The 25,368-nt window shown below is 56.0% G+C and carries 21 protein-coding genes and 2 tRNA genes; 9 read left to right on the top strand and 14 right to left on the bottom strand.

All coding sequences use genetic code 11. The annotated features are described in order from the left end of the window. Window positions 1–281: 281 nt before the first annotated feature. The 4 genes from ACGK9W_RS05145 to sdhC are packed head-to-tail and all read right to left on the bottom strand — an operon-like array spanning window position 282 to window position 3,489. Window positions 282–986, bottom strand: a complete 705-nt coding sequence (locus ACGK9W_RS05145; RefSeq protein WP_008174383.1) for a succinate dehydrogenase iron-sulfur subunit — start codon at window positions 984–986, stop codon at window positions 282–284. A 14-nt stretch (window positions 987–1,000) separates the two neighbouring features. Continuing rightward, window positions 1,001–2,773 (bottom strand): succinate dehydrogenase flavoprotein subunit, encoded by a 1,773-nt coding sequence (gene sdhA / locus ACGK9W_RS05140; RefSeq protein WP_008174382.1) that lies wholly within the window; start codon window positions 2,771–2,773, stop codon window positions 1,001–1,003. A gap of 3 nt (window positions 2,774–2,776) precedes the next feature. Continuing rightward, entirely contained in the window at window positions 2,777–3,121 is a 345-nt protein-coding gene (gene sdhD, locus ACGK9W_RS05135) for a succinate dehydrogenase, hydrophobic membrane anchor protein (protein ID WP_008174380.1), read from the bottom strand. Further along, the gene (gene sdhC, locus ACGK9W_RS05130) at window positions 3,115–3,489 is read right to left on the bottom strand and encodes a succinate dehydrogenase, cytochrome b556 subunit (protein ID WP_008174377.1); all 375 of its coding nucleotides are present in this window, start codon (window positions 3,487–3,489) and stop codon (window positions 3,115–3,117) included. The genes sdhD and sdhC overlap by 7 nt, the downstream gene beginning before the upstream one ends. A gap of 477 nt (window positions 3,490–3,966) precedes the next feature. Here sdhC and gltA point away from each other — a divergent pair, with 477 nt between their 5' ends. Further along, window positions 3,967–5,241, top strand: coding sequence for a citrate synthase (gene gltA, locus ACGK9W_RS05125; RefSeq protein ID WP_008174375.1), 1,275 nt, complete (start codon window positions 3,967–3,969; stop codon window positions 5,239–5,241). 116 nt (window positions 5,242–5,357) lie between these two features. Further along, the gene (locus ACGK9W_RS05120; protein ID WP_008174372.1) at window positions 5,358–6,230 is read left to right on the top strand and encodes an NAD(P)-dependent oxidoreductase; all 873 of its coding nucleotides are present in this window, start codon (window positions 5,358–5,360) and stop codon (window positions 6,228–6,230) included. Window positions 6,231–6,290: 60 nt separating this feature from the next. Here ACGK9W_RS05120 and topA read toward each other — a convergent pair whose 3' ends face one another. The 3 genes from topA to fadB form a co-directional block, all read right to left on the bottom strand. Beyond that, window positions 6,291–8,933 carry a type I DNA topoisomerase gene (gene topA / locus ACGK9W_RS05115; protein ID WP_405419369.1) on the bottom strand — a complete coding sequence of 881 codons (2,643 nt, stop codon included), beginning with the start codon at window positions 8,931–8,933 and terminating at the stop codon, window positions 6,291–6,293. Between the two features lie 272 nt (window positions 8,934–9,205). Next, window positions 9,206–10,381 (bottom strand): acetyl-CoA C-acyltransferase FadA, encoded by a 1,176-nt coding sequence (gene fadA / locus ACGK9W_RS05110; protein WP_062784509.1) that lies wholly within the window; start codon window positions 10,379–10,381, stop codon window positions 9,206–9,208. Between the two features lie 33 nt (window positions 10,382–10,414). After that, the gene (gene fadB, locus ACGK9W_RS05105; protein WP_008174367.1) at window positions 10,415–12,562 is read right to left on the bottom strand and encodes a fatty acid oxidation complex subunit alpha FadB; all 2,148 of its coding nucleotides are present in this window, start codon (window positions 12,560–12,562) and stop codon (window positions 10,415–10,417) included. A gap of 436 nt (window positions 12,563–12,998) precedes the next feature. Here fadB and ACGK9W_RS05100 point away from each other — a divergent pair, with 436 nt between their 5' ends. Both ACGK9W_RS05100 and ACGK9W_RS05095 read left to right on the top strand, forming a co-directional pair. Next, window positions 12,999–13,817, top strand: a complete 819-nt coding sequence (locus tag ACGK9W_RS05100; RefSeq protein ID WP_008174364.1) for a hypothetical protein — start codon at window positions 12,999–13,001, stop codon at window positions 13,815–13,817. A 152-nt stretch (window positions 13,818–13,969) separates the two neighbouring features. Next, on the top strand, window positions 13,970–14,401 hold the full coding sequence (locus ACGK9W_RS05095) for a universal stress protein (protein WP_008174363.1): 432 nt from the start codon (window positions 13,970–13,972) through the stop codon (window positions 14,399–14,401). Between the two features lie 61 nt (window positions 14,402–14,462). Here ACGK9W_RS05095 and ACGK9W_RS05090 read toward each other — a convergent pair whose 3' ends face one another. The 6 genes from ACGK9W_RS05090 to ACGK9W_RS05065 form a co-directional block, all read right to left on the bottom strand. Further along, window positions 14,463–15,131, bottom strand: a complete 669-nt coding sequence (locus ACGK9W_RS05090; RefSeq protein WP_108018886.1) for a DUF6901 family protein — start codon at window positions 15,129–15,131, stop codon at window positions 14,463–14,465. After that, entirely contained in the window at window positions 15,128–17,080 is a 1,953-nt protein-coding gene (locus ACGK9W_RS05085; protein ID WP_273083763.1) for an ATP-binding cassette domain-containing protein, read from the bottom strand. The genes ACGK9W_RS05090 and ACGK9W_RS05085 overlap by 4 nt, the downstream gene beginning before the upstream one ends. Window positions 17,081–17,088: 8 nt before the next feature. Further along, window positions 17,089–17,883 (bottom strand): MOSC domain-containing protein, encoded by a 795-nt coding sequence (locus ACGK9W_RS05080; protein WP_273157390.1) that lies wholly within the window; start codon window positions 17,881–17,883, stop codon window positions 17,089–17,091. 135 nt (window positions 17,884–18,018) lie between these two features. Then, window positions 18,019–18,094: transfer RNA gene (locus ACGK9W_RS05075), tRNA-Gly, on the bottom strand. A 58-nt stretch (window positions 18,095–18,152) separates the two neighbouring features. Further along, window positions 18,153–18,869: a murein L,D-transpeptidase catalytic domain family protein gene (locus ACGK9W_RS05070; RefSeq protein ID WP_008174355.1), complete on the bottom strand. Its 717-nt coding sequence runs from the start codon at window positions 18,867–18,869 to the stop codon at window positions 18,153–18,155. A 145-nt stretch (window positions 18,870–19,014) separates the two neighbouring features. Next, window positions 19,015–19,617, bottom strand: a complete 603-nt coding sequence (locus ACGK9W_RS05065; RefSeq protein ID WP_008174353.1) for a DUF924 family protein — start codon at window positions 19,615–19,617, stop codon at window positions 19,015–19,017. Window positions 19,618–19,720: 103 nt separating this feature from the next. On the opposite strand from ACGK9W_RS05065, the gene ACGK9W_RS05060 reads away from it, so the two are divergent. The 3 genes from ACGK9W_RS05060 (at window position 19,721) to ACGK9W_RS05050 (ending at window position 21,266) form a co-directional block, all read left to right on the top strand. Next, complete coding sequence (locus ACGK9W_RS05060; protein ID WP_008174352.1) at window positions 19,721–20,095, top strand: sirohydrochlorin chelatase; 375 nt, start codon at window positions 19,721–19,723, stop codon at window positions 20,093–20,095. A 53-nt stretch (window positions 20,096–20,148) separates the two neighbouring features. After that, window positions 20,149–21,075 (top strand): TIGR01777 family oxidoreductase, encoded by a 927-nt coding sequence (locus tag ACGK9W_RS05055; protein ID WP_008174349.1) that lies wholly within the window; start codon window positions 20,149–20,151, stop codon window positions 21,073–21,075. Window positions 21,076–21,190: 115 nt separating this feature from the next. Continuing rightward, window positions 21,191–21,266 (top strand) — tRNA-Glu (locus ACGK9W_RS05050). A gap of 51 nt (window positions 21,267–21,317) precedes the next feature. On the opposite strand, the gene ccoM is transcribed toward ACGK9W_RS05050, so the two are convergent. Next, window positions 21,318–21,470 carry a cytochrome c oxidase subunit CcoM gene (gene ccoM / locus ACGK9W_RS05045; RefSeq protein ID WP_405419359.1) on the bottom strand — a complete coding sequence of 51 codons (153 nt, stop codon included), beginning with the start codon at window positions 21,468–21,470 and terminating at the stop codon, window positions 21,318–21,320. 239 nt (window positions 21,471–21,709) lie between these two features. Here ccoM and ACGK9W_RS05040 point away from each other — a divergent pair, with 239 nt between their 5' ends. Beyond that, window positions 21,710–24,121 carry an EAL domain-containing protein gene (locus tag ACGK9W_RS05040; protein WP_405419356.1) on the top strand — a complete coding sequence of 804 codons (2,412 nt, stop codon included), beginning with the start codon at window positions 21,710–21,712 and terminating at the stop codon, window positions 24,119–24,121. Window positions 24,122–24,147: 26 nt separating this feature from the next. After that, the gene (locus tag ACGK9W_RS05035; protein WP_273018099.1) at window positions 24,148–25,344 is read left to right on the top strand and encodes an acetate/propionate family kinase; all 1,197 of its coding nucleotides are present in this window, start codon (window positions 24,148–24,150) and stop codon (window positions 25,342–25,344) included. Window positions 25,345–25,368: the final 24 nt, after the last annotated feature.

The raw sequence follows: 25,368 nt of genomic DNA, 5'->3' as shown, positions 1-25,368 counted from the left end.
AGCCCGATATGGTCGGCCAGGAGTATTTCTCAGTCAATACGGGTTTTTACGGGATCGACTTTGGCCACCACACCCGACATGGATGTTTTCCATTCCCCGGTGGTTTTTATACTGAGCAAAACAGGGAGAAAACTTTATAAGTTCCCGCCACGGCTTGCGTAGTGTGCACCCGGGTAAGACCTTTGACTATAAGCCTTTGGTTGAAGGCCCCGCAAACTTGCGAGGCCTTCCGGGTACTAACCTGATCAGAACAGTATAGCGTCTGTCGCAAATCCTGCTGCTTAAGTCGCCCTTTGCAGCAGAAGATTCCGAATGTGGCCGATAGCCCTTGTGGGGTTCAGGCCTTTCGGGCAGACACTTACACAGTTCATGATGCCCCGGCAACGGAATACGCTGAACGGGTCATCAAGGTTGGCAAGTCGCTCTTCCTGGGCTGTATCCCGGCTGTCAGCCAGGAAACGGTAGGCCTGAAGCAGGCCGGCAGGACCGATAAACTTGTCAGGGTTCCACCAGAACGACGGGCAGGACGTGGAGCAGCAGGCACAGAGAATACACTCGTACAGGCCGTCCAGCTTCTGGCGGTCTTCCGGAGACTGCAGCCGCTCGATCGCAGGCGCAGGCTTGTCGTTAATCAGGTACGGCATGACCTTTTCGTACTGCTTATAGAAAAGACTCATATCTACAACCAGATCACGAATAACCGGCAGGCCCGGCAGCGGGCGCAGAACCAGCTTATCGCCCTTCACCACCTGGGAAACAGGCGTGATACAGGCCAGCCCATTCTTGCCGTTCATGTTCATGCCGTCGGAGCCACAAACGCCCTCCCGACAGGAACGGCGATAGGCCATTGAAGGATCCCGCTCTTTGACCAGGTTCAGCACGTCAAGAACCATGAGATCCTTGCCTTCCGGAATTTCGACATCCACGTCCTGCATATAAGGCGCGTTGTCGGTCTCCGGGTTATAACGATAAAGGCTTACTAACATTTTCGGAATCCCCCTTAGTAAGTCCGGACCTTCGGCTCGAACTTGTCCACCGTCTTCGGTGCAAAGTTCACATCACGCTTGCCCACACGCTTTTCCAGCGGGAAGTACATGGAGTGCTTGAGCCAGTTCTCGTCATCACGCTCGGTGAAATCGTTCCTGGCGTGGGCACCACGGCTTTCCTTACGCTCGAACGCGGAAATCGCTGTGGACAGGGCAACCTCATAAAGGTTGTCCAGTTCGAGCGCCTCGATACGAGCAGTGTTAAAGGCGTTGCTGGTATCAGCCAGCTTGGTGTTGCGAACGCGCTCACCAATGGCTTCCAGCTTCTTGAGACCCTCTTCCATGCTCTTGCCGTCACGGAATACACCGAAGTACAGCTGCATACAGTTCTGGAGATCTTTCCGAACTTCCGCAACACTCTCGCCTTCGGAGGCGTTGTTCAGGCGGTCAAGCCGCGCCATCGCGCGTTTGATGTCGTCTTCGCTGGCACCGTCCACTTCAAAGCCGCCACGAAGCTGCTCCTCGATGTGCAGACCCGCTGCGCGACCGAAGACCACCAGATCCAGCAGAGAGTTACCACCCAGACGGTTGGCACCGTGTACCGATACACAGGCTGCTTCACCACAGGCGAACAGCCCGGGGATCGGCTTGTCCTTGCCATTCTCGTCCTGGGTCAGCGCCTGGCCACCAACGTTGGTCGGAATACCGCCCATCATGTAGTGACAGGTCGGAACAACCGGGATCGGCTCTTTCACCGGATCAACGTGTGCAAAGGTGCGGGACAGCTCACAGATGCCCGGCAAACGCAGGTTCAGGGTTTCTTCGCCCAGATGATCAAGCTTCAGCAGCACGTGATCCTTGTCGGGACCACAGCCACGACCTTCCAGGATCTCGATAACCATGGCGCGGGCAACAACGTCCCGGCCTGCCAGGTCTTTCGCGTTCGGCGCATAGCGCTCCATGAAACGCTCGCCCTCGGCGTTGATCAGATAACCACCCTCACCCCGGCAACCTTCGGTCACCAGCGTGCCAGCACCGTAGATGCCGGTCGGATGGAACTGCCACATCTCCATGTCCTGCATCGGGAAACCGGCGCGCAGCGCCATGCCGATACCATCGCCCGTATTGATCAGGGCGTTTGTTGTGGAGGCGTAGATACGACCCGCGCCACCGGTAGCCAGAACGGTTGCCTTGGACTTGATGTAAGCAACTTCGCCGGTCTCGACTTCGATGGCGACCACACCAACGACTTCGTCCTTGCTGTTCTTGACGAGATCAACCGCGTACCACTCGTTCAGGAACGTGGTGCCGCCCTTGATGTTGGCCTGATACAGGGTATGCAGAAGCGCGTGACCGGTACGGTCGGCAGCTGCACAGGTACGAGCTGCCTGAGTCGGGTTATCCGGGCCCTTGGACTGGCCACCGAAAGGACGCTGATAGATACGACCCTGCTCGGTACGGGAGAAAGGAAGACCCATGTGCTCAAGCTCGAACACCGCCTGAGGGCCTACAGAACACATGTACTCGACGGCATCCTGGTCGGCAATGTAGTCCGAGCCTTTTACCGTGTCATACATGTGCCAGCGCCAGTCGTCGTTCGGATCAGCACTGGCAATAGCACAGGTAATACCGCCCTGCGCAGAGACCGTATGAGACCGCGTGGGGAAAACCTTGGTGATACACGCGGTATTGACGCCGGATTCGGTCAGCTGAAGCGCGGCACGCATGCCGGAGCCGCCGCCACCGATAACAATTGCGTCAAAGGACATGGTCTTGATATTAGCCATCGATTAAAGCCCCCAAAGAATCTGAATGCCCCAAACCACATATACGAACATGGTCAGCCCACAAGCTGCCTGCACGATAAACCTGGGACCCATGGCCTTGATGTAGTCCGTGGTCACTGTCCAGAGCCCTACCCAGGCGTGAGCGCCAATTGACAGCAATGCCATCAGGGTAAAGATGCGAAACCAGGTCTGGTCAAACAACGCGTTCCAGGTGTCGTAGTTAACATCGGTCGTCAACATATAACCGAGCAGGAAAATTGTATACAAAGCAAGTACGTAGGCAGTTACCCTCTGGATCAGCCAGTCGAAGACACCACTGCGACCCAGGTTCGTGACGCTATTTACCATACCCAGACTCCTGCCAGAACGATGAGAATGACGGAAACCACAACCGTGATCTTCGAGGCGAGGCGGCCGCTCTCGAGCTCTTCACCAATGCCCACATCCATGAACAGGTGCTTGATACCCGCAACCAGGTGGTACAACAGAGCAGACAAGATGCCCCAGATAATCAGCTTGGCAAGGAAGCTGTCCAGCAGTTCATTGACGCGACTGAAGCCCTCTTCCCCGGACAGGGAAAGCTGAAGTCCGTAAAGCATGAACGCAACACCAACAAAAATGATGATGCCGCTGATACGGTGCAATATGGACGTAATGGCTGGCAGCGGAAAATGAAACTTGCCGAGATCGAGATTTACTGGTCGTTTGCTATTCACAGCGCTCTCACACTCTCTCTTGGTTCCGCGGGACCGGAAAACCGGATGCGGATGGTTGGTATGTAAGGATCGGCGTGCAGATACGAAACCGGCACACGATTGGCTCAGAAGGGAGGAAACCTCACCGGCAACCCGCTATTTACAGGCAGCGGGAAAAGGTTTATCCCCGATTCCGGGCTAGGGATTATAAGGAGTACCCTAACCAATTACAAACGTGCAACGTCGCTCAGGCCGCGTATTTCAGGGGGTTAAGCCAGCTATAAGGAGGATTGACAAATCCTTTTCCTGCCCGAATCCGTTGTCATTCGGGATATCCCTGATTTACAGCCAATGTCAAATTATGGGTTTTCCCGACTCTTCCATTGACAAAAAAAGCCAACGCCCTATATTTTGCCGCCAGTTTTGCGATAATACGCGCCTTCTAGCGCATCTATAACTGTAGATAAAGCTGTCAAAGCTGATAAATAGGAGAGCACCATGACCGACAGGAAAGCCACGCTCTCGGTGGGGGACAAGTCCATTGAGCTACCGGTTTATTCAGGCACCGTCGGCCCTGACGTTATCGACGTACGAGGCCTAGTCCAGGAAGGCGTTTTCACATACGATCCCGGATTCGTATCCACAGCAGCCTGCGAATCGGCCATTACCTACATCGACGGAGCAAACGGCGTTCTCCTGCACCGCGGCTACCCGATTGAGCAACTGGCCGAACATTCTGACTACCTTGAAGTCTGCTACCTCCTCCTTCACGGCGAACTCCCGAGCGCCGAGGAAAACCAGAAGTTCCACGACACCATCAAAAACCACACCATGCTCCACGACCAGATGCGGAACTTCTTCCAGGGTTTCCGTCGTGATGCACACCCGATGGCGATCATGTGTGGTGTAGTCGGCGCTCTGTCCGCCTTCTACCACGGCGAGATGGACGTTGCCAGCCAGGAGCAGCGGGAAATTACCGCGCATCGCCTGATTGCAAAGATGCCGACCATTGCCGCCTGGTGTTACAAGTACGCCATTGGCCAACCTTTCATTTATCCGCGTAACGACCTCTCGTACTCCGAGAACTTCCTGCAGATGATGTTTGGCGTTCCTTGCGAGGAGTACAAGCCGAACCCGATCCTGGCCAAGGCCATGGACAAGATTTTCATCCTGCACGCGGATCATGAACAGAACGCCTCAACGTCTACGGTGCGCCTGGCCGGCTCTACCGGCGCCAACCCCTACGCCTGCATTGCCTCCGGCATCGCGGCTCTGTGGGGACCCGCTCACGGCGGCGCCAACGAAGCGGTTCTGGACATGCTGGCCGAGATCGGCGATGAATCCAACATCGAGAAATTCATTGCCAAGGCCAAGGACAAAGACGATCCGTTCCGCCTGATGGGCTTCGGCCACCGGGTATACAAGAACTTCGACCCGCGCGCCAAAGTAATGGCTGAAACTGCCCACGAAGTGCTGACCGAGCTGGGCCTGGAAAACGACCCGCTGCTGAAGATCGCCCAGCGTCTCGAGAAGATCGCGCTGGAAGACGAATACTTCGTCAAGCGCAAGCTCTACCCCAACGTGGATTTCTATTCCGGCCTGATCCTCAAGGCAATCGGAATCCCGACGTCGATGTTCACCGTTATCTTCGCTCTGTCGCGTACCATTGGCTGGTTCTCGCACTGGAACGAAATGGTAAGCGGCGACTATCGCATCGGCCGTCCGCGTCAGCTCTACACCGGCTCGGATTCCCGGGATTATCCGGCCAAATAAGTCTGACTTGCCGGGTAAAACACGTAAAGGCCGCTGATTCAGCGGCCTTTTTTATTGCGTGCTGCCCTGCCCTTATGTGCTAAGTTAACCCGATAAAAACATAAGAGGAGAAAGCGATGACTAAAGCAGCATTTATCGGCCTGGGCGTCATGGGTTACCCGATGGCCGGCCACCTGGCGAAGGCGGGGCTCGACGTCAGGGTCTGGAACCGGACCAATGCCAAAGCCGAGCAGTGGGCAAGCGAATACTCGGGAACCAGCTGCACCACCATTGCTGAGGCCGTGAGGGGCGCGGATATTGTTTTGACCTGTGTTGGGGCCGATACCGATCTTATGGCCGTTTACGAGGGTGATGAAGGTATTCTCGCCAATGCCTCTGAAGGCGCTGTGCTGGTCGATCACACTACGGCTTCTGCCGGCATTGCCGAGTATCTCGCTGAAGCTGCCAGCAAAAACAACATGGGATTTGTAGACGCGCCTGTATCCGGCGGCCAGCAAGGCGCTGAAAACGGCAAACTGACCATCATGTGCGGCGGCTCGGAACAGGACTATGCGAAAGCCGAGCCGGTTATGGAGCACTATGCGCGGGCACTCAATCGAATGGGCCCGGCTGGCAGTGGCCAGAAAACCAAGATGGTGAACCAGATCGCGATTGCCGGTCTCGTCCAGGGGCTTTCAGAGGCCCTGCACTTTGCCGAGCAGGCTGAACTGGATGTGGCGAAAGTGGTGGACGTGATTTCAAAAGGCGCAGCCCAATCCTGGCAAATGGAAAACCGCTCGGGAACCATGATTGCAGGAGAGTTCGAACACGGCTTCGCCGTTGACTGGATGCGCAAGGACCTCGGGATTTGCCTTGAGGAGGCGAGAAAAGTGAATGCGTCTCTGCCGGTGACCGCACTGGTCGATCAATTCTATGCGGATGTCCAGTCGATGGGCGGTAAACGGTGGGATACCTCATCTCTCATACAGAGACTGAGGAAATTCCGCTAAGGTATTGAATCCGGGGTCGTTTGACGGCAATCAGCCCACGACCCCGGAAACCAGCAGACGTTACTTTTTCTTGTCCTGTGGTTGCCACTTACCGTTCACATACCACGCAGACCAGCCCGTCGCCTTGCCATCCTTTTCAGACATGACGTACTGCTCCTTGCTCTTACGGCTGTAGCGAATCACCGTCGGATTACCCTCGGGGTCACGCTCGGGCGCATCCATCAGGTAATCGTACTTCGGATCAATCTCCTTGCGGTGCGGTTTAATCTCCATCACCAGCGGTGGCCGCGTTTCCCGGTTTTTCGGGAATTTGCTGGCAGCCAGGAATAAACCGGACGCACCGTCCCTGAGAACGTAAGTATCATCGACTTTCTGACATTGGAGCTCGGGCATTGGCACCGGGTCCATTTTGGGCGGAGCGGGCTCGCCATTTTTCAGCAACTTGCGGGTATTCTTGCACTCGGCATTGGTGCATCCGAAATACTTGCCAAAACGCCCGGTTTTAAGCTGCATCTCGGAGCCACACTTATCGCACTCAAGAGTCGGCCCATCGTAGCCCTTGATGCGGAAGGTGCCCTTTTCCACCTCGTAGCCAGAGCAATCCGGATTGTTACCGCAAACATGCAGCTTGCGGGTTTCGTCCACCAGGTAGCTGTCCATGGCGGTGCCACACTTGGGGCAGCGACGTTTCTTGCGCAGCAGACGGGTTTCGCCCTCACCCTCGACGTCATCGTCGGCGCTGACAACCTCATCACCGGACACGAGGTTAATGGTAGTCTTGCAACGCTCTTTCGGTGGCAAGGAATAGCCAGAGCAACCCAGGAAAACACCAGTGCTGGCAACCCGGATCTGCATGTTCCGGCCACAGCTCGGGCATGGAATGTCCGTTTCAGTCGGCGTGTTGGCCCTCATGCCGCCGTCTTCACCACTCTCGGCTTTTTCCAGCTGCTGCCGGAACCGACCGTAAAAGTCATTCAGGACTTTCTTCCACTCGACATCGCCCTCGGCAATCTCGTCGAGCTCATCTTCCATCCTCGCGGTGAAATCGAAGTCCATCAGGTTCGGAAAAGATTCCGACAGGCGCTCGGTAACGATCTCGCCCATCTTCTCGGCGTAGAACCGACGGTTCTGCAGCCTCACATAGCCGCGATCCTGAATCGTGGAAATAATCGATGCGTAGGTCGACGGACGGCCAATGCCCCGCTTTTCGAGCTCTTTGACCAGGCTCGCCTCGGTGTACCTGGGCGCCGGCTTGGTAAAGTGCTGCGTAGGATCCAGTTTCTTGAGATCCAGCACTTCATCCACCTTAATGTCAGGCAGAGCAATGTCTTCATCTTTCTTCGCGGCCTGGGGTGCTGCCTTCAGGAAGCCATCGAATTTGATGATCCGGCCCCGGGTACGGAGTTCATAATCGCCGTTGGCCACCACGATGGACGTACTCAGGAATTCGGCGTCGGACATCTGGCAGGCAATAAACTGACGCCATATGAGGTCGTAGAGCTTCTCGGCATCCTTCTCAAGGCCACTGATATCCGCCGGCCGACGGCTGACTTCGGTTGGGCGAATGGCCTCGTGCGCCTCTTGGGCGCCCTCTTTGCTGCCGTAGACACGGGGCTTTTCGGGCCGGTATTTGTTGCCGAACTGCTTTTCGATATACGCACGGCAACTGTTGATCGCATCCTGACTCAGATTGGTCGAGTCCGTACGCATGTAGGTAATGAAACCGGCCTCATAAAGACGCTGGGCCAGCATCATCGTCTTCTTGACGCTGAACCCCATCCGGTTACTGGCAGCCTGCTGCAGCGTAGACGTAATAAACGGCGCGGACGGCCGCGAACGGGTCGGCTTGTCTTCCCGCTTGGCAACCTTGAACGTACCCGCCTTCAGCCGGCTGACGTGGTCACTGCTCTGCTGCTCATTGACCGGACGATAGGGCTTGTCCTCGTGGCGAGTCACCTCGAAACGAACCGGTTGATCGGCCTTGGCAGACGCCAGATCGGCGTGCAACTGCCAGAACTCCTCCGGAACGAACTTCCGGATTTCACGTTCACGCTCGACTATCAGCCGCACCGCAACGGATTGAACACGGCCGGCGGAGAGGCCGCGGGCAAGTTTGGCCCAAAGCAGGGGCGACACCATATAGCCAACAACCCGGTCGAGGAAGCGACGGGCCTGCTGTGCGTTAACCCGGTTATTGTCGAGAGTGCCTGGATCCTTGAACGCTTCCTGAATCGCACGCTTGGTGATTTCGTTGAACACCACGCGCCGGTACTTCTCAGGTTCGCCACCAATGGTCTGCTGAAGGTGCCAGGCGATGGCCTCCCCTTCGCGGTCCAAATCCGTTGCCAGATAGATATGGTCTGCTGATTTGGCCAAACGCTTGAGTTCGCTGACCACCTTCTCTTTGCCGGGAAGGATCTCGTAACGGGCACTCCAATCCTGGTCCGGGTCGACACCCATCCGGGCAACCAGCTGCTCGCGGGACTTGCGCTTTTTATGAACCGCCTTCTCTTCAGGGCTCATCTTCCGGGTGATAGCAGCCTGCTTGGCACGCTCTTTGGGATCGGACTGGGATCCGCTGCCACTGACGGGAAGATCACGAATGTGCCCGACGCTCGATTTGACGATGAAGTCAGAGCCCAGGTACTTGTTGATGGTCTTCGCTTTCGCTGGTGACTCGACAATTACGAGACTTTTACCCATATCGGAGTTCTGTATCCTTGGCGATAAATCGGTCAATAAATCAGCAAACCGTAAACTCGCTGTAAAATCAGTCGGCTAGAAAACACAAATACGCCGCTATTTTGTATAGGCTCACTGTTTTACAGGGTCAAGAATAGCAAGACAACCCATTCTTTGGTTTCAATCCTGCTTTTTTTCACATTCGGGAACCCTGTTGGGCCCGCCTGCTGAAACAGAAAGGCCCGGCATTTGCCGGGCCTTCTGAAACCGCGAAATGCAATCCGGTTACTGGATTACAGACGCTCCCAGACCGTTGCAATGCCCTGGCCCAGACCGATACACATGGTGGAAACACCAAGCTTACCGCCTTTGGCCTGCATTACATTCAGCAGGGTTGTAGAGATACGTGCACCAGAGCAGCCCAGCGGATGGCCCAGGGCAATCGCGCCGCCGTTCAGGTTCACTTTTTCTTCCATAACGCCCAGAAGCTTCAGGTCCTTCAGGACAGGCAGGGACTGGCCGGCGAAAGCCTCGTTCAGTTCCCAGAAGTCGATATCCTCGACTTTCAGGCCTGCGCGCTTCAGGGCTTTCTTGGTGGCCGGCACCGGGCCGTAACCCATGATCGCGGGATCACAGCCGGCAACGGCCATGCTGCGGATCTTGGCAATCGGCTTGAGACCAAGTGCCTCTGCACGCTCTGCAGACATCAGCACCATCGCTGCCGCACCGTCGGTCAGCTGGGAAGACGTACCGGCTGTTACGGTACCGTTCTTCGGATCGAACGCCGGCTTGAGCTGGCTCAGGGACTCGGCCGTGGTCTCGGGACGAATGGTCTCGTCTTCCTCGATCAGCACCTTGAAGCCGTTCTCGTCGTGACCTTCAATGGGCACGATTTCGTTCTTGAAACGGCCTTCTACGGTCGCTTCATGGGCCAGACGGTGGGACCGAGCACCGAACTCGTCCTGCTGCTCACGGGTAATCCCGTGCATTTTGGCCAGCATTTCCGCGGTCAGGCCCATCATGTTGGACGCTTTTGCGGAGTACTTGGACGCAGCCGGGTTGTGGTCGAAGCCTTCGGTCATGGGTACGTGCCCCATGTGCTCAACACCACCCACGAAGAACACATCACCGTTGCCGGTCATGATGGCCTGGGCTGCAGTGTGAATCGCGCTCATGGCAGAGCCACACAGGCGGTTCACGGTCTGAGCGGCAGACTCGTGGGGAATGCGGGTCAGCAGGGAAATCTGACGCGCCACGTTGAAGCCCTGCTCCTTGGTCTGGTTTACACAGCCCCAGATAACATCTTCAACTTCTTTCGGGTCGAGCTTCGGGTTGCGCTCAAACAGTGCTTCGATCAGATTGGCGGACAGGGTCTCTGCACGCACGTTCCGGAAACAACCGTTTTTGGCACGACCCATCGGAGTCCGCACGCAATCGACGACGACAACGTCTCTCGGATTAAGGCTCATAGATCTTTCTCCGTTCGGAAATCTCGTTCAGGGTTAGCCAAAGAACTTTTTGCCAGTCTTGGCCATTTCACGCAGCTTCTCGGTCGGGTGATAAAGAGGACCAAGGTCTGCAAACTTGTCTGCCAGTTCGACGAACTTGTCTACACCCATATCGTCGATATAGCGCAGGGCACCACCACGGAACGGCGGGAAGCCGATACCGAAAATCAGGCCCATATCAGCATCTGCCGGATCTTCGACAATGCCGTCTTCCAGGCAGCGAACGGTTTCCAGGCAAAGAGGAATCATCATACGGGCGATGATGTCTTCTTCGCTGAACTCGTTCTTACCCTGAACAACAGGCTCGAGCAGCTTGTAGGTCTCTTCGTCAACAACCTTCTTCTGCTTGCCCTTGCGGTCCAGTTCATACTTGTAGAAGCCCTTGTCGTTCTTCTGTCCGTAACGGTTGTTATCGAACATTACGTCAATGGCGGTTGTACCTTCGTGCTTCATCCGATCCGGGAAGCCGTCTGCCATTACTTCGCCAGCGTGCTTGCCGGTATCCATGCCGACCACGTCCAGCAGGTACGCAGGACCCATGGGCCAGCCGAACTTTTCCATAACCTTGTCAACGTGCTGGAAGTCGGCACCGTCACGTACCAGGCCAATAAAGCCGCCGAAGTACGGGAACAGAACACGGTTGACCAGGAAGCCCGGGCAATCGTTTACAACGATCGGGGTCTTGCCCATGGCCTTGGCGTAGGCCACCGTGGTTGCAATGGCGCGATCACTGGTCTTCTCGCCACGGATTACCTCAACCAGCGGCATCATGTGCACCGGGTTGAAGAAGTGCATGCCGCAGAAGTTTTCCGGACGTTTCAGGTTCTTGGCCAGCAGGTCGATGGAAATCGTCGAGGTGTTGGAGGTCAGGATGGTGTCCTCGCGAACCGCATCTTCGGTTTCACGCAGAACCGCATCTTTCACCTTCGGGTTTTCAACAACCGCTTCAACCACCAGGTCTACATTCTTGAAGTCGCCATAGTTCAGGGTCGGCGTGATGCTGTTGAGCACGTCGGCCATCTGATCCGGCTTCATCTTTCCTTTTTCAACACGCTTGGACAGAAGCTTCTTGGCTTCTTTCAGACCCAGGGCGATGCCGTCCTGGTTGATGTCCTTCATGATGATCGGCGTGCCTTTCAGGGCAGACTGGAATGCAACACCACCACCCATGATACCGGCACCGAGAACGGCAGCCAGGTTCACGTCGTTAGCTTCTTTTTCCCAGGCCTTGGCCTTCTTCTTCAATTCCTGATCGTTCAGGAACAGGCCAACCAGGCAGGCCGCCACATTGGTCTTGGCCATCTTGGCGAAGCCTTTGGCTTCGACTTCGATTGCCTTGTCGCGGGTCATGCCGGCATGCTTCTGCATGACCTTGATGGCCTCGACAGGAGCCGGGTAGTTCTTGCCAGCCTTGCCGGCAACAAACGCCTTGGAAATCTCGAATGCCATCATGCTTTCCATGGCATTGAGCTTGATCTTGCCCTTCTTCTCTTCACGACGGGCTTCGTGGTCCAGCTTTCCTTCGTTGCACTGGTTAATAATGGCAACAGCAGCATCGACCAGCTTGTCGGACTCGAGCACGGCATCGACAGCGCCGACTTTCAGAGCGACATCAGCACGGTTCTCGGTACCACCGCTGATCCACTCGACGGCATTGTCCACGCCGACCAGACGGGACAGACGCACGGTACCGCCAAAGCCCGGGAAGATGCCAAGCTTCACTTCCGGAAGACCAACCTTGGCCTTCTTGTCCATCACGCGGTAGTCGGTTGCAAGACACATTTCGAAACCGCCACCCAGCGCCATACCGTTGATCGCGGTAACGGTGGGGAACGGCAGATCTTCAACAGCGTTGAAGACTTCGTTGGCCTTGAGGTTGTTGGCTACCAGATCCTCTTCCGAGCCTGCAAAAAGCTCGGTGAATTCGGTAATGTCGGCACCAACAATGAAGCTGTCCTTGGAGCTGGTGACTACCAGACCCTTCAGGTTCTTCTGCGCTTTCAGTGCGTCAGTCGCGGCGCGGAGCTCTTCAATAGTAAGACGGTTGAACTTGTTTACTGACTCGCCCTGCAAGTCGAAGTTCAACTGAGCGATCCCGCCTTCGATCTCTTTAACCGTGATGGCTTTACCTTCGTAAATCATCAACTGATCTCCAGTCTGTGTTTGGAACTGCTTCCAACCGGGCGGTACTTTTGATTTACCGGCGCGGCTGTTTGTGCAGCGAGATTTCGGTCACTGCCCGATCATCCGATCCAAAAATTCATACAGTCGTTTGAATCGTGAGGGCACACGATGAAAAAAAACGGCGCATTTGTCAATTTGTTTCTTTCGGGAGGGCTGCAAAAGTCCCCGAAATACCGGGGGCAACCGAAGAAAATTGGAGCGGAATTGTTATGTTTCAGTGAACTGGAAGCCACTGCTCAGAAAAAACCGGAACTTCGTCACGCAAATTTCAAAGTTATTTACATTTACGGGCTCCACCGCCGCCAAAACTGCTTGATTGGCTGACGGAGTTACTTTACCTTCGATCTACGACTTTGGTCCACAAGAATAAAACCGCATTACGGAGACCCATCCGATGAAAGACGCAAACCTGCGGATACGTTCCCTTGTAGCCGCACTGATTCTCCTTGCACTCACGTCCATGGGTGCCCGCGCTCAGGACAGTGCCGACGGATTTCTCTCCGATCTTCACAATTTCCGGGTCAGCAACTACATGGCTCTGGACGCCTACTACCGTTTCAGCGGAACCGGTGATACCGGCACCCTGAACGAGATTGTGCAGGGCATCAACTCGGCCAATGATTCCATGAACTCCATCGCGGGCAGCGATTCAGGCGTACTGTCAGCCGAGGAAGTTGAGGGGCTGAACCAGGAATTCGACAAGTTCAAGAACCTGATGCGGGACAACATCAACGATGTGCGCAACCAGGGCTACCCCGATTTGCGGCTGGTCTCAGACATGGCCAACCAGGCACTCACGATGAACGAGAAAGCCACCGAGCTATACAAGGTGGCCCAGGAAAGCTCACAGACCGAGACCAACCCAAGGGTCGAAGCGGCCCGTTCGGCGGCCGTAAAAATGGCTCAGATGATGGCGAAATACTCGGTCAGAACAAACTCCTCTGTCGCCCAGACCTTCCAGGGCTCCTCAACCGAAACCCCGCTGGATGAACAGGCCCGGGAGCTGGACCAGTTGCTGGCATCCGTTATACAGGGCCAGGGAACACCTGAGCTCAAGGACGCGCTTAACGACATTTCCGCCAAATGGCAGTTTATCCGCGGCTCCTACATTAACTACAACGAAAACAACGTGGGCTTTGTAATCGATCGCTATTCCAAGGGTATCCTCAAAGGACTTGCGACAACCATTGAGCTGCTCAAGGGCAACGCCTGACCGCCCTGCTCTTTCTGGCAGGCCTAATTGCCTGCCAGAAAAGCACTTTTCCGCCTCTGTTTTTGATACCCGTCAGTTTCCCGCTACACTTTCCCGACCCGATTTAAGGTACTATCATCAGAATAATATCCCGTGTGCGAAGGAGCGATACGATGTCTGCCTATAAAAAGATGCTTGTTGCGATTGACCTGACAGAAGAAGCCCCACAGGTACTGGACAAGGCAAAGGCCATAAGCGAAGCCCATGGTGCGGAGCTAATGCTGGTTCATGTGGTTGAGCCTGTCGGCTATGCCTATGGTGGCGATATTCCGATGGATCTGACTGAGCTACAGGACCAACTCGACAAAGCAGCTCGCGAGCAATTGGGAACCTACGGCGACAAATACGGTGTGGCCAAAAACAACCAGGTGGTGACAGTCGGGCGCCCCGAGTCCGAAATCCACAGGCTTGCGAAGGAACAGGAAGTAGACCTCGTGATCGTGGGAAGTCATGGCCGGAAGGGTTTTCAGCTTTTGCTGGGCTCCACCGCAAACGGGGTTCTGCATGGAACCGAATGCGATGTTCTGGCCGTTCGCATTCATTAAGGTTTGACCAACAAAAAGGCCCGGGGCGTGGACCCGGGCCTGCTGAGAACGAAAGCCGCGATCAGCCCCCTTCCCCCTCCATTTTCGCCTCAAGTTTGCGAAGCTGACTTTCCAGCGAGAAACTGACACTCGAGGCCATCGAGAAGAAGTTCAGTAGTGCCTTCAGATTGCTGTCACCCTTGCAGACTGAGTGTATTCTCTGCCACAGGGCCTGATTCACCAGCTGCAGCCTCTGATTCCTCTCCACCAGCCCCTTCAATTCCCAGTCTGGGGTCTGATGATTCCGTTTCGCGAAGTATTGCTGCAACAGGTAATGGGAAACGCTGCGCATAATGAATTCATCGGTGTTTGCAAACGGCAGGTGATGGACCGCCATGGGCTTGAGCTCTGACAGAACCGGGCACCCGCTGGTCGCCATTTTCAGCCCGAGCAACGATCGAAGTGCCTCCTCAAGCGCCGTCTGCTTCTCATAGCTTCGACGATCATCGGTTACCTTCACTTCCACCTTCTGGTAGGCATCCTCATCCCGAAAGGCCTCCACAACCGGCAATATCTCGGTTGCCGCGGGACAGTGGGAGGATTCGGAAGCCTTCAAAGGACAGTTGCTACACTGGCAATGTTCCAGCTGTGTCCAGGACGGAAGTTTTCCGGAAGGCCGGGACGGCTTGTCCGTTACTTTAAACTCAACCCTACGGCCGTCCTGAAATCTGAAATCGTAATGTACATTCATTGATTTGCCCGTTCTTCCAGCTCCATCCACCGCTCAATGACCTGCTCCAGACGGCTTTCCTTTTCCGTCAATGCTTCCAGAGTGGCCGAGACTTCATCCGGTGGGCCTGAATAAAAATCAGCCTGGGAAATTTTTTCCTGCAGGCCGGCGACTTCCTGCTCAAGCTCCTCGATCTGCCCTGGTAACTGCTCCAGCTCGAGCTTGAGCTTGTAACTCAGTTTCACGGGCTTGCCCTTTTCAGGTTCTGCCCGCGGTTTTGCGTTCTCTGCCGGTTTCTTTGCTACGACCTTTTCGGTGATCCCGGATGTCTTGCCGTTTTTATCCTGCTTGTCCGGCCGGTTACCCGTGGCTTCTGAGGGGAAGCAACCGCCCTGCCGACGCCAATCCGTGTAACCGCCAACGTACTCACGCACTTTGCCCGAACCGTCCAGGAAAACCGTTTCGGTGATCACATTATCGAGAAACTCACGGTCGTGACTGATCACGATCACTGTGCCGGCAAATTCCGCCAGCTGTTCTTCCAGCAATTCCAGTGTTTCAACGTCCAGATCATTCGTCGGTTCGTCGAGCACCAGGATATTCGCGGGCTTGCTGAAGAGCTTGGCCAGAAGCAACCGGGCCCGTTCGCCACCAGAAAAAACACTGACCGGAGATCTGGCTCGCTCCGGGGTAAACAGGAACTCCTGCAAATAGCCGAGAACGTGCTTGCTCTGGCCATTGATGTCGATGAACTCCCTACCCTCGGAGAGGTTGTCCAATGCGTTCCGCGTCAGATCGAGCTCTCCGCGCAACTGATCGAAATAGGCAACCTGCAGATTGGTACCAAGACGAATGGATCCCTCGGTTGGTTCCAAATCCCCCAACAGGAGTCGAACAAGCGTGGTCTTGCCTGTGCCGTTTTCCCCAACAAGCCCGATCTTGTCCCCTCTCAGAATGGTGAGATTCATGTCTCTGATGACCGGAGTGCCGTCGGGATAAGCAAAGCCCGCATCCCGGGTTTCAACCACAAGCTTTCCTGAGCGCGCCGCGTCCTCCACCGCGAAAGTTGCGGTTCCGCCCCGCACACGACGCTGCCTGTGCTCCTCACGCATGGCCTTCAGGGCACGAACACGCCCCATATTACGAGTCCTGCGAGCCTTGATGCCCTGCCGAATCCAGGCCTCTTCCTGCTTGAGGCGCTTGTCAAACAGCGCGTTCTGCCGTTCTTCTTCCTCCAGCGCTTTTTCCTTGAGGTCCAGGTAGCGGTCGTAGGTGGCAGCGAAGCTCACCAGCTTCCCGCGGTCCAGCTCTACAATCCTGGTCGCCATCCGCCGGATAAACGCCCGATCATGGCTGACAAACAACATGGCGCCGCGAAATTGGCCCAGGGCCTCTTCCAGCCAGGCGATCGCGGGGACGTCCAGGTGGTTTGTAGGCTCATCCAGCAACAGAATATCCGGGTCGGCAACCAAAGCTTTTGCCAGGAGAACACGGCGCTGCCAGCCTCCCGAGAGGGTATCGAGGGTTTGATCGGGATCAACGCCATACTGACCAAGAATGGTGGTTACCTTCTGATCCAGTCGCCAGCCGTCCAGGGCTTCAAGACGCTCCTGGACTTTCATCAACCGGTCCAGGCTCGCCTCGTCGCCCTGCTGGGACAACTGGTGGAACTCTGCCAGCAACTTGCCGGTTTCAGGAAAGGCCCCGGCAACCACTTCATAGGCCGTGCGGGTGTCCTCGGAGGGCAGGTTCTGCGGCAGCACCGCCAGAACAGCGCCATCATCGAGACGAACCACGCCACCATCGGGTGTCACTTCGCCACTGACAATCTTCAGCAGGGTCGATTTTCCCTCGCCGTTTCGTCCCAGCAAACACACACGCTCTCCGGCATCGATAACCAATGAGGCCTGATCAAGCAGCGGATGCATTCCATAAGCCAGGGAGACTGAGTCCAGCGTTAACAGTGGCACGTTTGGTTTTACTCCGATTGATTAACAGTAACGGGTTCACCAACCCGGATAAGTCCTGGTGATTCATGAATCGCGTTCTGGCCGAAGATCACGCCCTCACCGGTCCTGCGATAGCGGGACAGGGTTCTGAGCGGCTGCACGGCAGCATCCTTCAGGCCGGTCGAGGGGTCGACGGTCGTCATTACGCAGCGTGAACAGGGCTTTACGATGCTCAGACGGTTATTGCCAATGCTCAAGCTCTGCCAATGGTCCTCATCCCAGGCGTCCGCGCCCTCAACGACGATGTTGGGACGGAACCTCCGCATCTCCACGGGCACCTCCAGCCGGGTGTTGAGCTCTGCCAACGAGGCAGTGTTGGTAACCAGGAAAGGAAAACCATCAGCAAAGCCCACACGCCGGTACTCATCGACCCTGCCCGCATCAACGCGGCGGAAGGAGCTGTCCGGCATGAATACCAGGCTAACAGGCTTGCGGCAAAACCGACTCAGAGCATCACTGGCTTCTCGCAAGCCTGCCAGAGCCTTCACCCAGTCCCGCCACACCAGTACGCGAAGCTCGTCGTTGGAGGCTGTCAGACCAAACTCACCTTCACCAGGAATGTTGATAACAACCCTATCGCCATCCAATTGCGTTTCCACGCGGGCGAGTTCGGGATGCTCTCTCTGGGTGACAAAACGCCGCTCATCATCAACGATCATCCATCGCCTGTCTCCGACTGGGCCGAACTCGTCGGTATGAAAACTGGTCACCTCAATACCGGAAAGGGATTTGACAGGGTATACGAACAGCGAATGGACCTTCATGGAGGCAACCTCCCACAGGGAATCGGGACTCGAAACAGGCTGATGAGTATACCTGACCGCAACCCCCGGCGCCGAGGTTGCAGGTGCCCGAAAACGAAAAAACCCGGCCCTTTTCAGGACCGGGTTTTCGAAATCTGGAGCGGGAAACGAGATTCGAACTCGCGACCCCAACCTTGGCAAGGTTGTGCTCTACCAACTGAGCTATTCCCGCAATGCTGTTCGGCTGTTGCCGACAACGGAGGCGTATTCTACGGATCCCGACGGAACCGTCAACCACTTTTTTTAAGGTTTTTTCCTGCCAGTGTCCGGTTATCACATTTCAGGAATCCGGAACTGTGCAGCCACTCCTGATCCGGATAGTACTTGAACACCAATTGCCCCCCCTTAAGGTTGTCGACAACACGCTTGATGATCTGGTTATCAACGGCCGGGCACCCGTGACTACGCCCGATGCGGCCGTATTTACTGACCCAATCATCATTCACGTAATCCGCCCCATGTATAACGATGGCGCGCTGCCGGGCAAGATCGTTGATCCCGGGCTCGAGACCATCCAGCCTGAGCGAATAGCCGTGCTTGCCGTAATAGGATTCCCGGGCCTGGAAAAGCCCGATACTGGACTGGTAACTACCTTCCACGTTGGAGAAAGCGGTCGATTTGAAATTCCCGGAATTTTTGCCGTGAGCAACCAGGTCCCGAAGCAACAGCTCGCCCTTCTCCAGATCGAAAATCCATAGCCTTTCCTGACTGGACGGCAACGAGAAATCAATCACCGCAAGCCGCTCGGGCATCTGAACACCACTGGAGACAGCGCAGCGAGAGGCGCTGATTGCGGTCCTGAGGACCTTTGTATCGAGCTTTGGAGCGGCGGCACTCAGGCGACCGAAAAGGTCGTCGTCCAGAGAGGCGCCAACCGATGAGAGTGGTAGCCACGCCCAAAAAGCCAGTAGCAGGCCTGCGGGTAAAAGCCGCCGCGTCTTTTTCATTCCAGATCCCCGGTAAAATGATTGCAAGCCAAAGAAGGATCGCTATCCCGTGCAATCTCAGTGTTGCGCAGTTTATCAGGGAAAAGTGCCAACCCCGTCCGAATGTACGTTTTCTATACAAAACTTTAAGGAAAGCGCGATTGCGCTACTGGCCGAAACGGCGACCACCGGCCAGGTACTCCCGCTCTTCCGCCGTTGAGGTTCTGCCGAGTGCCTTGTTGCGGTGAGGGAATCGTCCGTACTTTTGATTGATCGCCCGGTGATCCTTTGCGGACTGCAGAAAGCTACCCATGAAATCGGAAAGGATTCCTTCAGTTGATCGCGCCAGTTGCTCGTAGCATTCCACGGACATGTCCTGGTCGTCCTTGAGTTCCGAATGCTGGAGCGGCATGTAGAGAAACGCTCGGTGCACGGGCGGTAGCATCGTATCCTGCCCTTTCTGCATCGCTTGCCGGCATAGCTTGCGCGCCTGGCGATCCTGATCAAACGCCATGGCACCGCCGCGGAAGATATTCCGCGAAAACTGGTCAAGCAGAATGATCTCGGCAAGTATACCGCCGGCCTCACTCCGCCAATGGTCCAATCCCTGCTCGGAAGCAAACAACACCATTGAAAGGAAACGACGGCGTATCTCCTGGTCAAACCTGCGGTCCGATCGGAACCACTTGTTCCGGTGGTCGCTGTCTGGCAGCCCATGTTCGTCAAGTTCGCCAAACCAGAAATCCAGAATCTCTTTCCAATCGAACATTCACCGTCACCCTGTTACTTTATATGGTACCGGCCCTCTCTCATGAGGCCGGCTTTCCCGACTTACGACAGGCCCTAACAAATTGACTACTTCAGGAGCGGCAATGAGCAGCCCCCGCATTATTCTGTTGGCACATGGAAGCAGTGACAAGCGCTGGTGTGAAACCTTCGAAAAGCTTGCAGCGCCGACTCTCGCGTCTGTCGACAACGCCAGGGTCGCCTATATGGAACTGGCGGAACCATCCATTGATACGATCATCATGGACGGTGTGGCTGAGGGCATCACCGAGTTTACGATCGTTCCTTTGTTCCTGGCGGCCGGCCGCCACTTGCGCAAGGATGTTCCGGCAATGATCGAAGAACTCGAAAAAGCCCACGGCGTATCCATTCAGCTCGCACCTCCGATTGGGGAAAACCCTCTCCTGGGACAGGCAATTCGCGATGTTGTTATGCTTCAACTGGACGAGACACCCGCCTGAACCGGGCGTTCTGAGACAGCGCCAGAGGCCGGTGCGCGACAGGAGTATCGATTATGTCGAAAAGGATTCTGATTACCGGAGGAACCGGGTTTATTGGCCACGTGCTCTGCCGTGAATTATTGGCACGGGATTACGAACTGACGGTTTTCAGCCGGCAACCGGCCGAAACGGTCAAATCAAGCTGCGGACGGGTCGAGGCAATCCGTGATCTGCAGCAGCTTCGTTCCCACCCCGGATACGATGCCGTTATCAACCTTGCCGGAGAAGGTATCGCGGATAAACGCTGGTCGGAGTCCCGAAAGCAGGAACTCCGTGACAGCCGCATTGGCGTCACCGAAACCCTAGTCGAGGTCATCCGAAGTTGGGATCAAGCGCCGAATGTCGTCGTTTCGGGATCGGCTGTTGGCTTTTACGGGGACCAAGGATCAGCCACGGTCACCGAAAGCACCAGCCCGAATGACGAATTTACGCATCGGCTGTGCCGCGACTGGGAAAACGCCGCCAAACCACTTGGCGATGACGGCGTTCGCCTGTGCTTCTCCCGGACAGGCGTCGTGGCAGGCCCGGATGGTGGCTTCCTGGAGCGGATGCTCCTGCCCTTCAAACTGGCACTGGGCGGACGCCTGGGTAGCGGTACCCAGTACATGCCTTGGGTCCACAGGGACGATGTAGTCAGCGCACTTATCTGGATGATGGAAAACCCGGACGCATCAGGCCCATACAATGTCGTAAGCCCGAACCCGGTAACGAACGCAGAATTCACCCGCAGCCTGGGGAGGGTTTTACACCGCCCCACCCTCTTTCCGGCACCTGCTCCGGTGCTCAAGGTGGCTCTGGGTGAAATGGCGAGGCTTCTTCTGACGGGCCAGCGGGCTATTCCGGAGAAGCTGGTCAGCCAGCAATTCCAGTTCCGGTATCCGGACCTGGATCAGGCATTGACCCAATCCGTTGCTCCAGGGGCAGCCGGACAAAAAGGATGACCCAAGGGGGCCTTATCAAGCTCCCCTGATTTTTTTCACAAAAGACGTTGACAGCGTTTCGAAGCTTTCTTAATATACGCGCCACCTCGACGAGGCAAGGTGTTGAAAACGTTGCGTCCCCTTCGTCTAGTGGCCTAGGACTCCGCCCTTTCACGGCGGCAACAGGGGTTCGAACCCCCTAGGGGACGCCAATTCTTTCTGCGCTGATGGGTCAGGGAAACCGAAGTTTCCCGACTTCATAGTCAAACCGGATTATGTCCGTGCTTCCCTTCTTTTCTATCCTGGTGTCCGTGCTCCTTCTGATCTTTCATCACGAAGATGCCAACACCTACAAAAAAGCCAAGCATCAGCAGTACAGTGGCAATACCTGCGATCACAACGGCGTCCATATACATTTTGTTTCTCCTTCCGGCAATTAACTTGATTAAACTCAGGTTACGCCCGGGCCGCCCGCAAGGTATTGATCCAGGTCAACGTATTTGTCAGACCGCATGTACGCATAAATACTGAACCACAACACATTTCCTTCGATTTTTCCTGTATTTGCAAGGCATTCGAAAGAAACTGCTGCTATAGTCGGAAACAAAGGAAGTGTCCGATCTCCTAACCGGTCTGGGTGGCTGAAGTTCAAGACATGCCAAAACTGTCGACGCATCTTCAACGTTTTCGCACAGGCTCGCCCCTGTCTTTCAGGCTGTTGGCGTGGATTCTGCTATTCAGCTCGGCCTTTACACTGGTGGCATCCGCGCTCCAGATCTACTCCGATTATCGAAAAGATCTCTCGCAAATCGACAACCGCATGCAGGTTGTAGAGTCGGGCTACGCCTCTAGCCTTGCCAGAAGCTTGTGGGCCCTGGACCAGAAGCTCCTGCAAACCCAGATGGAAGGCATACTCAGCTTGCCGGATGTGGTGCACCTTCGCTTGCGAATAGAACCCGATTCTGAACTGGTGATGGGCGAGATACCCAGGGACGCGAAAACCACCTCTCACAGCTTCAGCCTTGTCCACCAGGGCGATGAAATGTTCAAGCTGGGCGAACTGACGGTGACCGCAGACCTTGATCGCGTCTACGACGAACTGAAGCGCAAGGTGGGCGTCATTCTGCTGACCCAGTTCCTGAAGACGTTCTTTGTTTCGATACTGATTATCTGGATATTCCAGCATTTCGTTGCGCGCCATCTGACCACCATGGCGAACTACGCCCGCGACTTCTCACTGACGACAACGTCGAAGCCACTTACCCTGGAAAGGCCCAACACGCCGTCTAACCGGAATGATGAGCTCGGCCGTGTCACGGACGCCATCAACCAGATGCGTGAACGTCTCAACGCGGACATGGAACGCCAACAAAAGGATGCGGCGGAAATCCGCAAGTTTTCCAAGGCCATTGAGCAGAGCCCCTCCTCGGTTCTGATCTGCGACCGCCAATGGCGTATCGAGTTTGCCAACCAGAAATTCACCCAGTTAACCGGTTATGAGGCTGCCTCCATCATCGGCAAACACCCTGGCGCACTGGGTGACAACGACATAGAGAACCGTGATAGCCGACACTTGTGGCAGTCCATCCGCTTGCAGGTGCAACGAGTCGGAGTCTGGCAGGGTGAAGTGAACAGTGTGCGCCGGAACGGAGAACGCTTCTGGGAGCAACTGATTGTTACCCCGATCAAGGACGAGGCCGGCGGCACCACCGGGTACCTCATCCTCGGTGAGGACATCAGCATCCGGAAACGCTATGAACAGCAACTTCTGCGTCAGGCCAATTACGACATCCTTACAGGGCTGCCTAACCGGATGCTTGCCCTGGACCGGCTGAAGCTTGCACTGGCCCAGGCACGCAGGGAAAGCACGCTTGTGGGCGTCATGTTCCTGGATCTCGACAACTTCAAGCACATTAACGACACCCTTGGCCACGATGCCGGCGATAACCTGCTGATCGAGGCGGCCCGTCGAATTTCAAGTTGCCTTCGCGGTACCAGCACCGTTGCCCGCCTGGGTGGCGATGAGTTCCTCGTGATCCTGCCAGGCCTGACTGGCCCCGAGGCTTCCTCGCAGGTCGCAGAGCGTATCCTGAAGACCTTCTCGCCACCGTACATTCTGAATGGGCAGGAGGTGTTCGTAACGACGAGTATCGGCATCGCCATTTTCCCGACGGACTCCGACAACAGCGGTACGCTCCTGCAGCACGCTGATGCCGCCATGTACCAGGCCAAACACAAGGGCAAGAGCTCGTTTGCCCATTTCGCGCCGGAAATGACCGAAGTCTCCCATGAACGCCTGAAGATGGAGTCCAGCATGCGCAGGGCTCTGGAGCTGAAGGAGTTCGAGTTGTATTTCCAGCCAATTGTTAATACCGACTCGGGCACGCTTTGCTCGGTTGAGGCGTTGCTGCGGTGGAACAATCCGGCCATGGGCATGGTAATGCCGGATCGATTCATTCCCCTGGCCGAGGAAACCGGCCTGATTACACCGATCGGTGAGTGGGTTCTCCTGGAGGCCTGTCGAGCCGCCATGGGCTGGAAGGAAGCCACCGGGAAAGACATTGGCATTTCCGTCAACGTCTCGCCCCGTCAGTTCCGCGATCCCGGTTTTACCGAGGCTGTGATGCACGCCCTGGCAACCAGTGGCCTGGCGCCGGAACAGCTGGAACTCGAAATTACCGAACGGCTCATTCTGGACAACTCGATCGAAACCGCCGAAATCCTGCGCCAACTGGACAAAGCCGGCATCCGGTTGTCGGTAGACGATTTTGGTACGGGCTATTCAGCGCTCAGTTACCTCAAGAGCTATCCGTTTGATACCCTGAAAATTGACAAGTCGTTTGTTCAGGACGTCATGAAGGAGCCTGAGGACGCCTCACTGGTAAGAGCCATCATCAATATGGCTCATAGTTTGGGCCTGCGTGTTATCGCCGAGGGGGTTGAGGAAGAGGCTCAGACCCACTTCCTGAAGAAGGAAGGCTGCGACTTCTCCCAGGGGTATTTCTACAGTCGTCCGCTGCCGGCGGCGGACTTTGATGCCTGGCTGGCCAACAATCACCGCGTATAACTTGAAACCGTTGGACGCCCATTCCCATGGAAGACACCGTACTTGTCGTGAACTGCGGCAGCTCATCCCTGAAACTCGCACTGTTCAACAACCAACACAGGAAACTGCTGTCCGCTCTGGCCGAGCGCCTGGGCCAGAACGATGCATTTGCCCACATTGACGGCCAGGAAGGAACGATCCCTCTGGACGCTGGCGCCGGCCATGATCAGGCGCTAGATACACTGGTCACGGCTTTCCGGGACCTGGGACTGATGACAACGGCTCCCTCGGCCATAGGTCACAGGGTCGTTCATGGTGGTGAGACCTTCCATGAGGCCGTACTCATTGATGGCGATGTGCTCAAGGCCATTGAAAGCTGCGCAGGCCTTGCCCCTCTTCACAACCCGGTCAACCTGTCCGGGATTCGGGCAACCCTGGCACAGTTTCCCGATGTACCGCAGACGGCCGTTTTCGACACCGCGTTTCATCAGACCCTGCCCAGACGGGCCTTCCTCTATGCGCTTCCAGAGGCCTGGTACCGCGACTGGGGGATCCGGAGATACGGATTCCACGGTACCAGTCACGCCTTTATGGCATCAGAAGCCGCCCGTTTGCTGGACAAAACGCCGGCAACCACCTCGGTCATATCGGCCCATCTGGGCAACGGGTGCAGCATTACCGCCATCCGTGACGGAATCAGTGTGGATACCAGCATGGGCCTGACGCCACTTGAGGGTCTGGTAATGGGCACCCGTAGCGGGGATGTCGACCCCGGCCTTTTCGACTTTCTCCGCAGCAAGGGCATCGCCGCGGATGAGGTTCATCGGGTTCTGAATCAGGAGAGTGGCCTCCTTGGACTGTCCGGCCAGACGAACGACATGCGCTCACTCTGTGAACTCGCGGACCATGGCCATGAACCATCACAAACCGCTATTGATGTGTTCTGCTTCCGCCTGGCCCGCTACGTTGGCGCGATGATGGCGTCCCTGAGCCAGCTGGACGCTCTGGTTTTCACCGGCGGCATCGGGGAAAACAGCCCGCGGATCAGGGAAGAGACCATTCGCCATCTCAAACTGACGGGATTCGAGCTCAGCCGGGACCTCAACATCCATCATGGCCAATTCAGCGACGGACATATTGAAAGCCCCGACTCGCGATTTCCGGTTTTGGTGATTCCCACCAACGAAGAGCTGGTCATTGCCCGGGAAGCAGCTCGGCTTGCAGGCTCTGACATTCAGGCCTGACCCAAACGCATCATCAGGAATACC

Source organism: Marinobacter flavimaris, assembly GCF_045057155.1.
Taxonomy (GTDB): domain Bacteria; phylum Pseudomonadota; class Gammaproteobacteria; order Pseudomonadales; family Oleiphilaceae; genus Marinobacter; species Marinobacter manganoxydans.
Note: the sequence above shows the minus strand (reverse complement) of the source record. Positions and strands in the feature narration are given on the sequence as shown.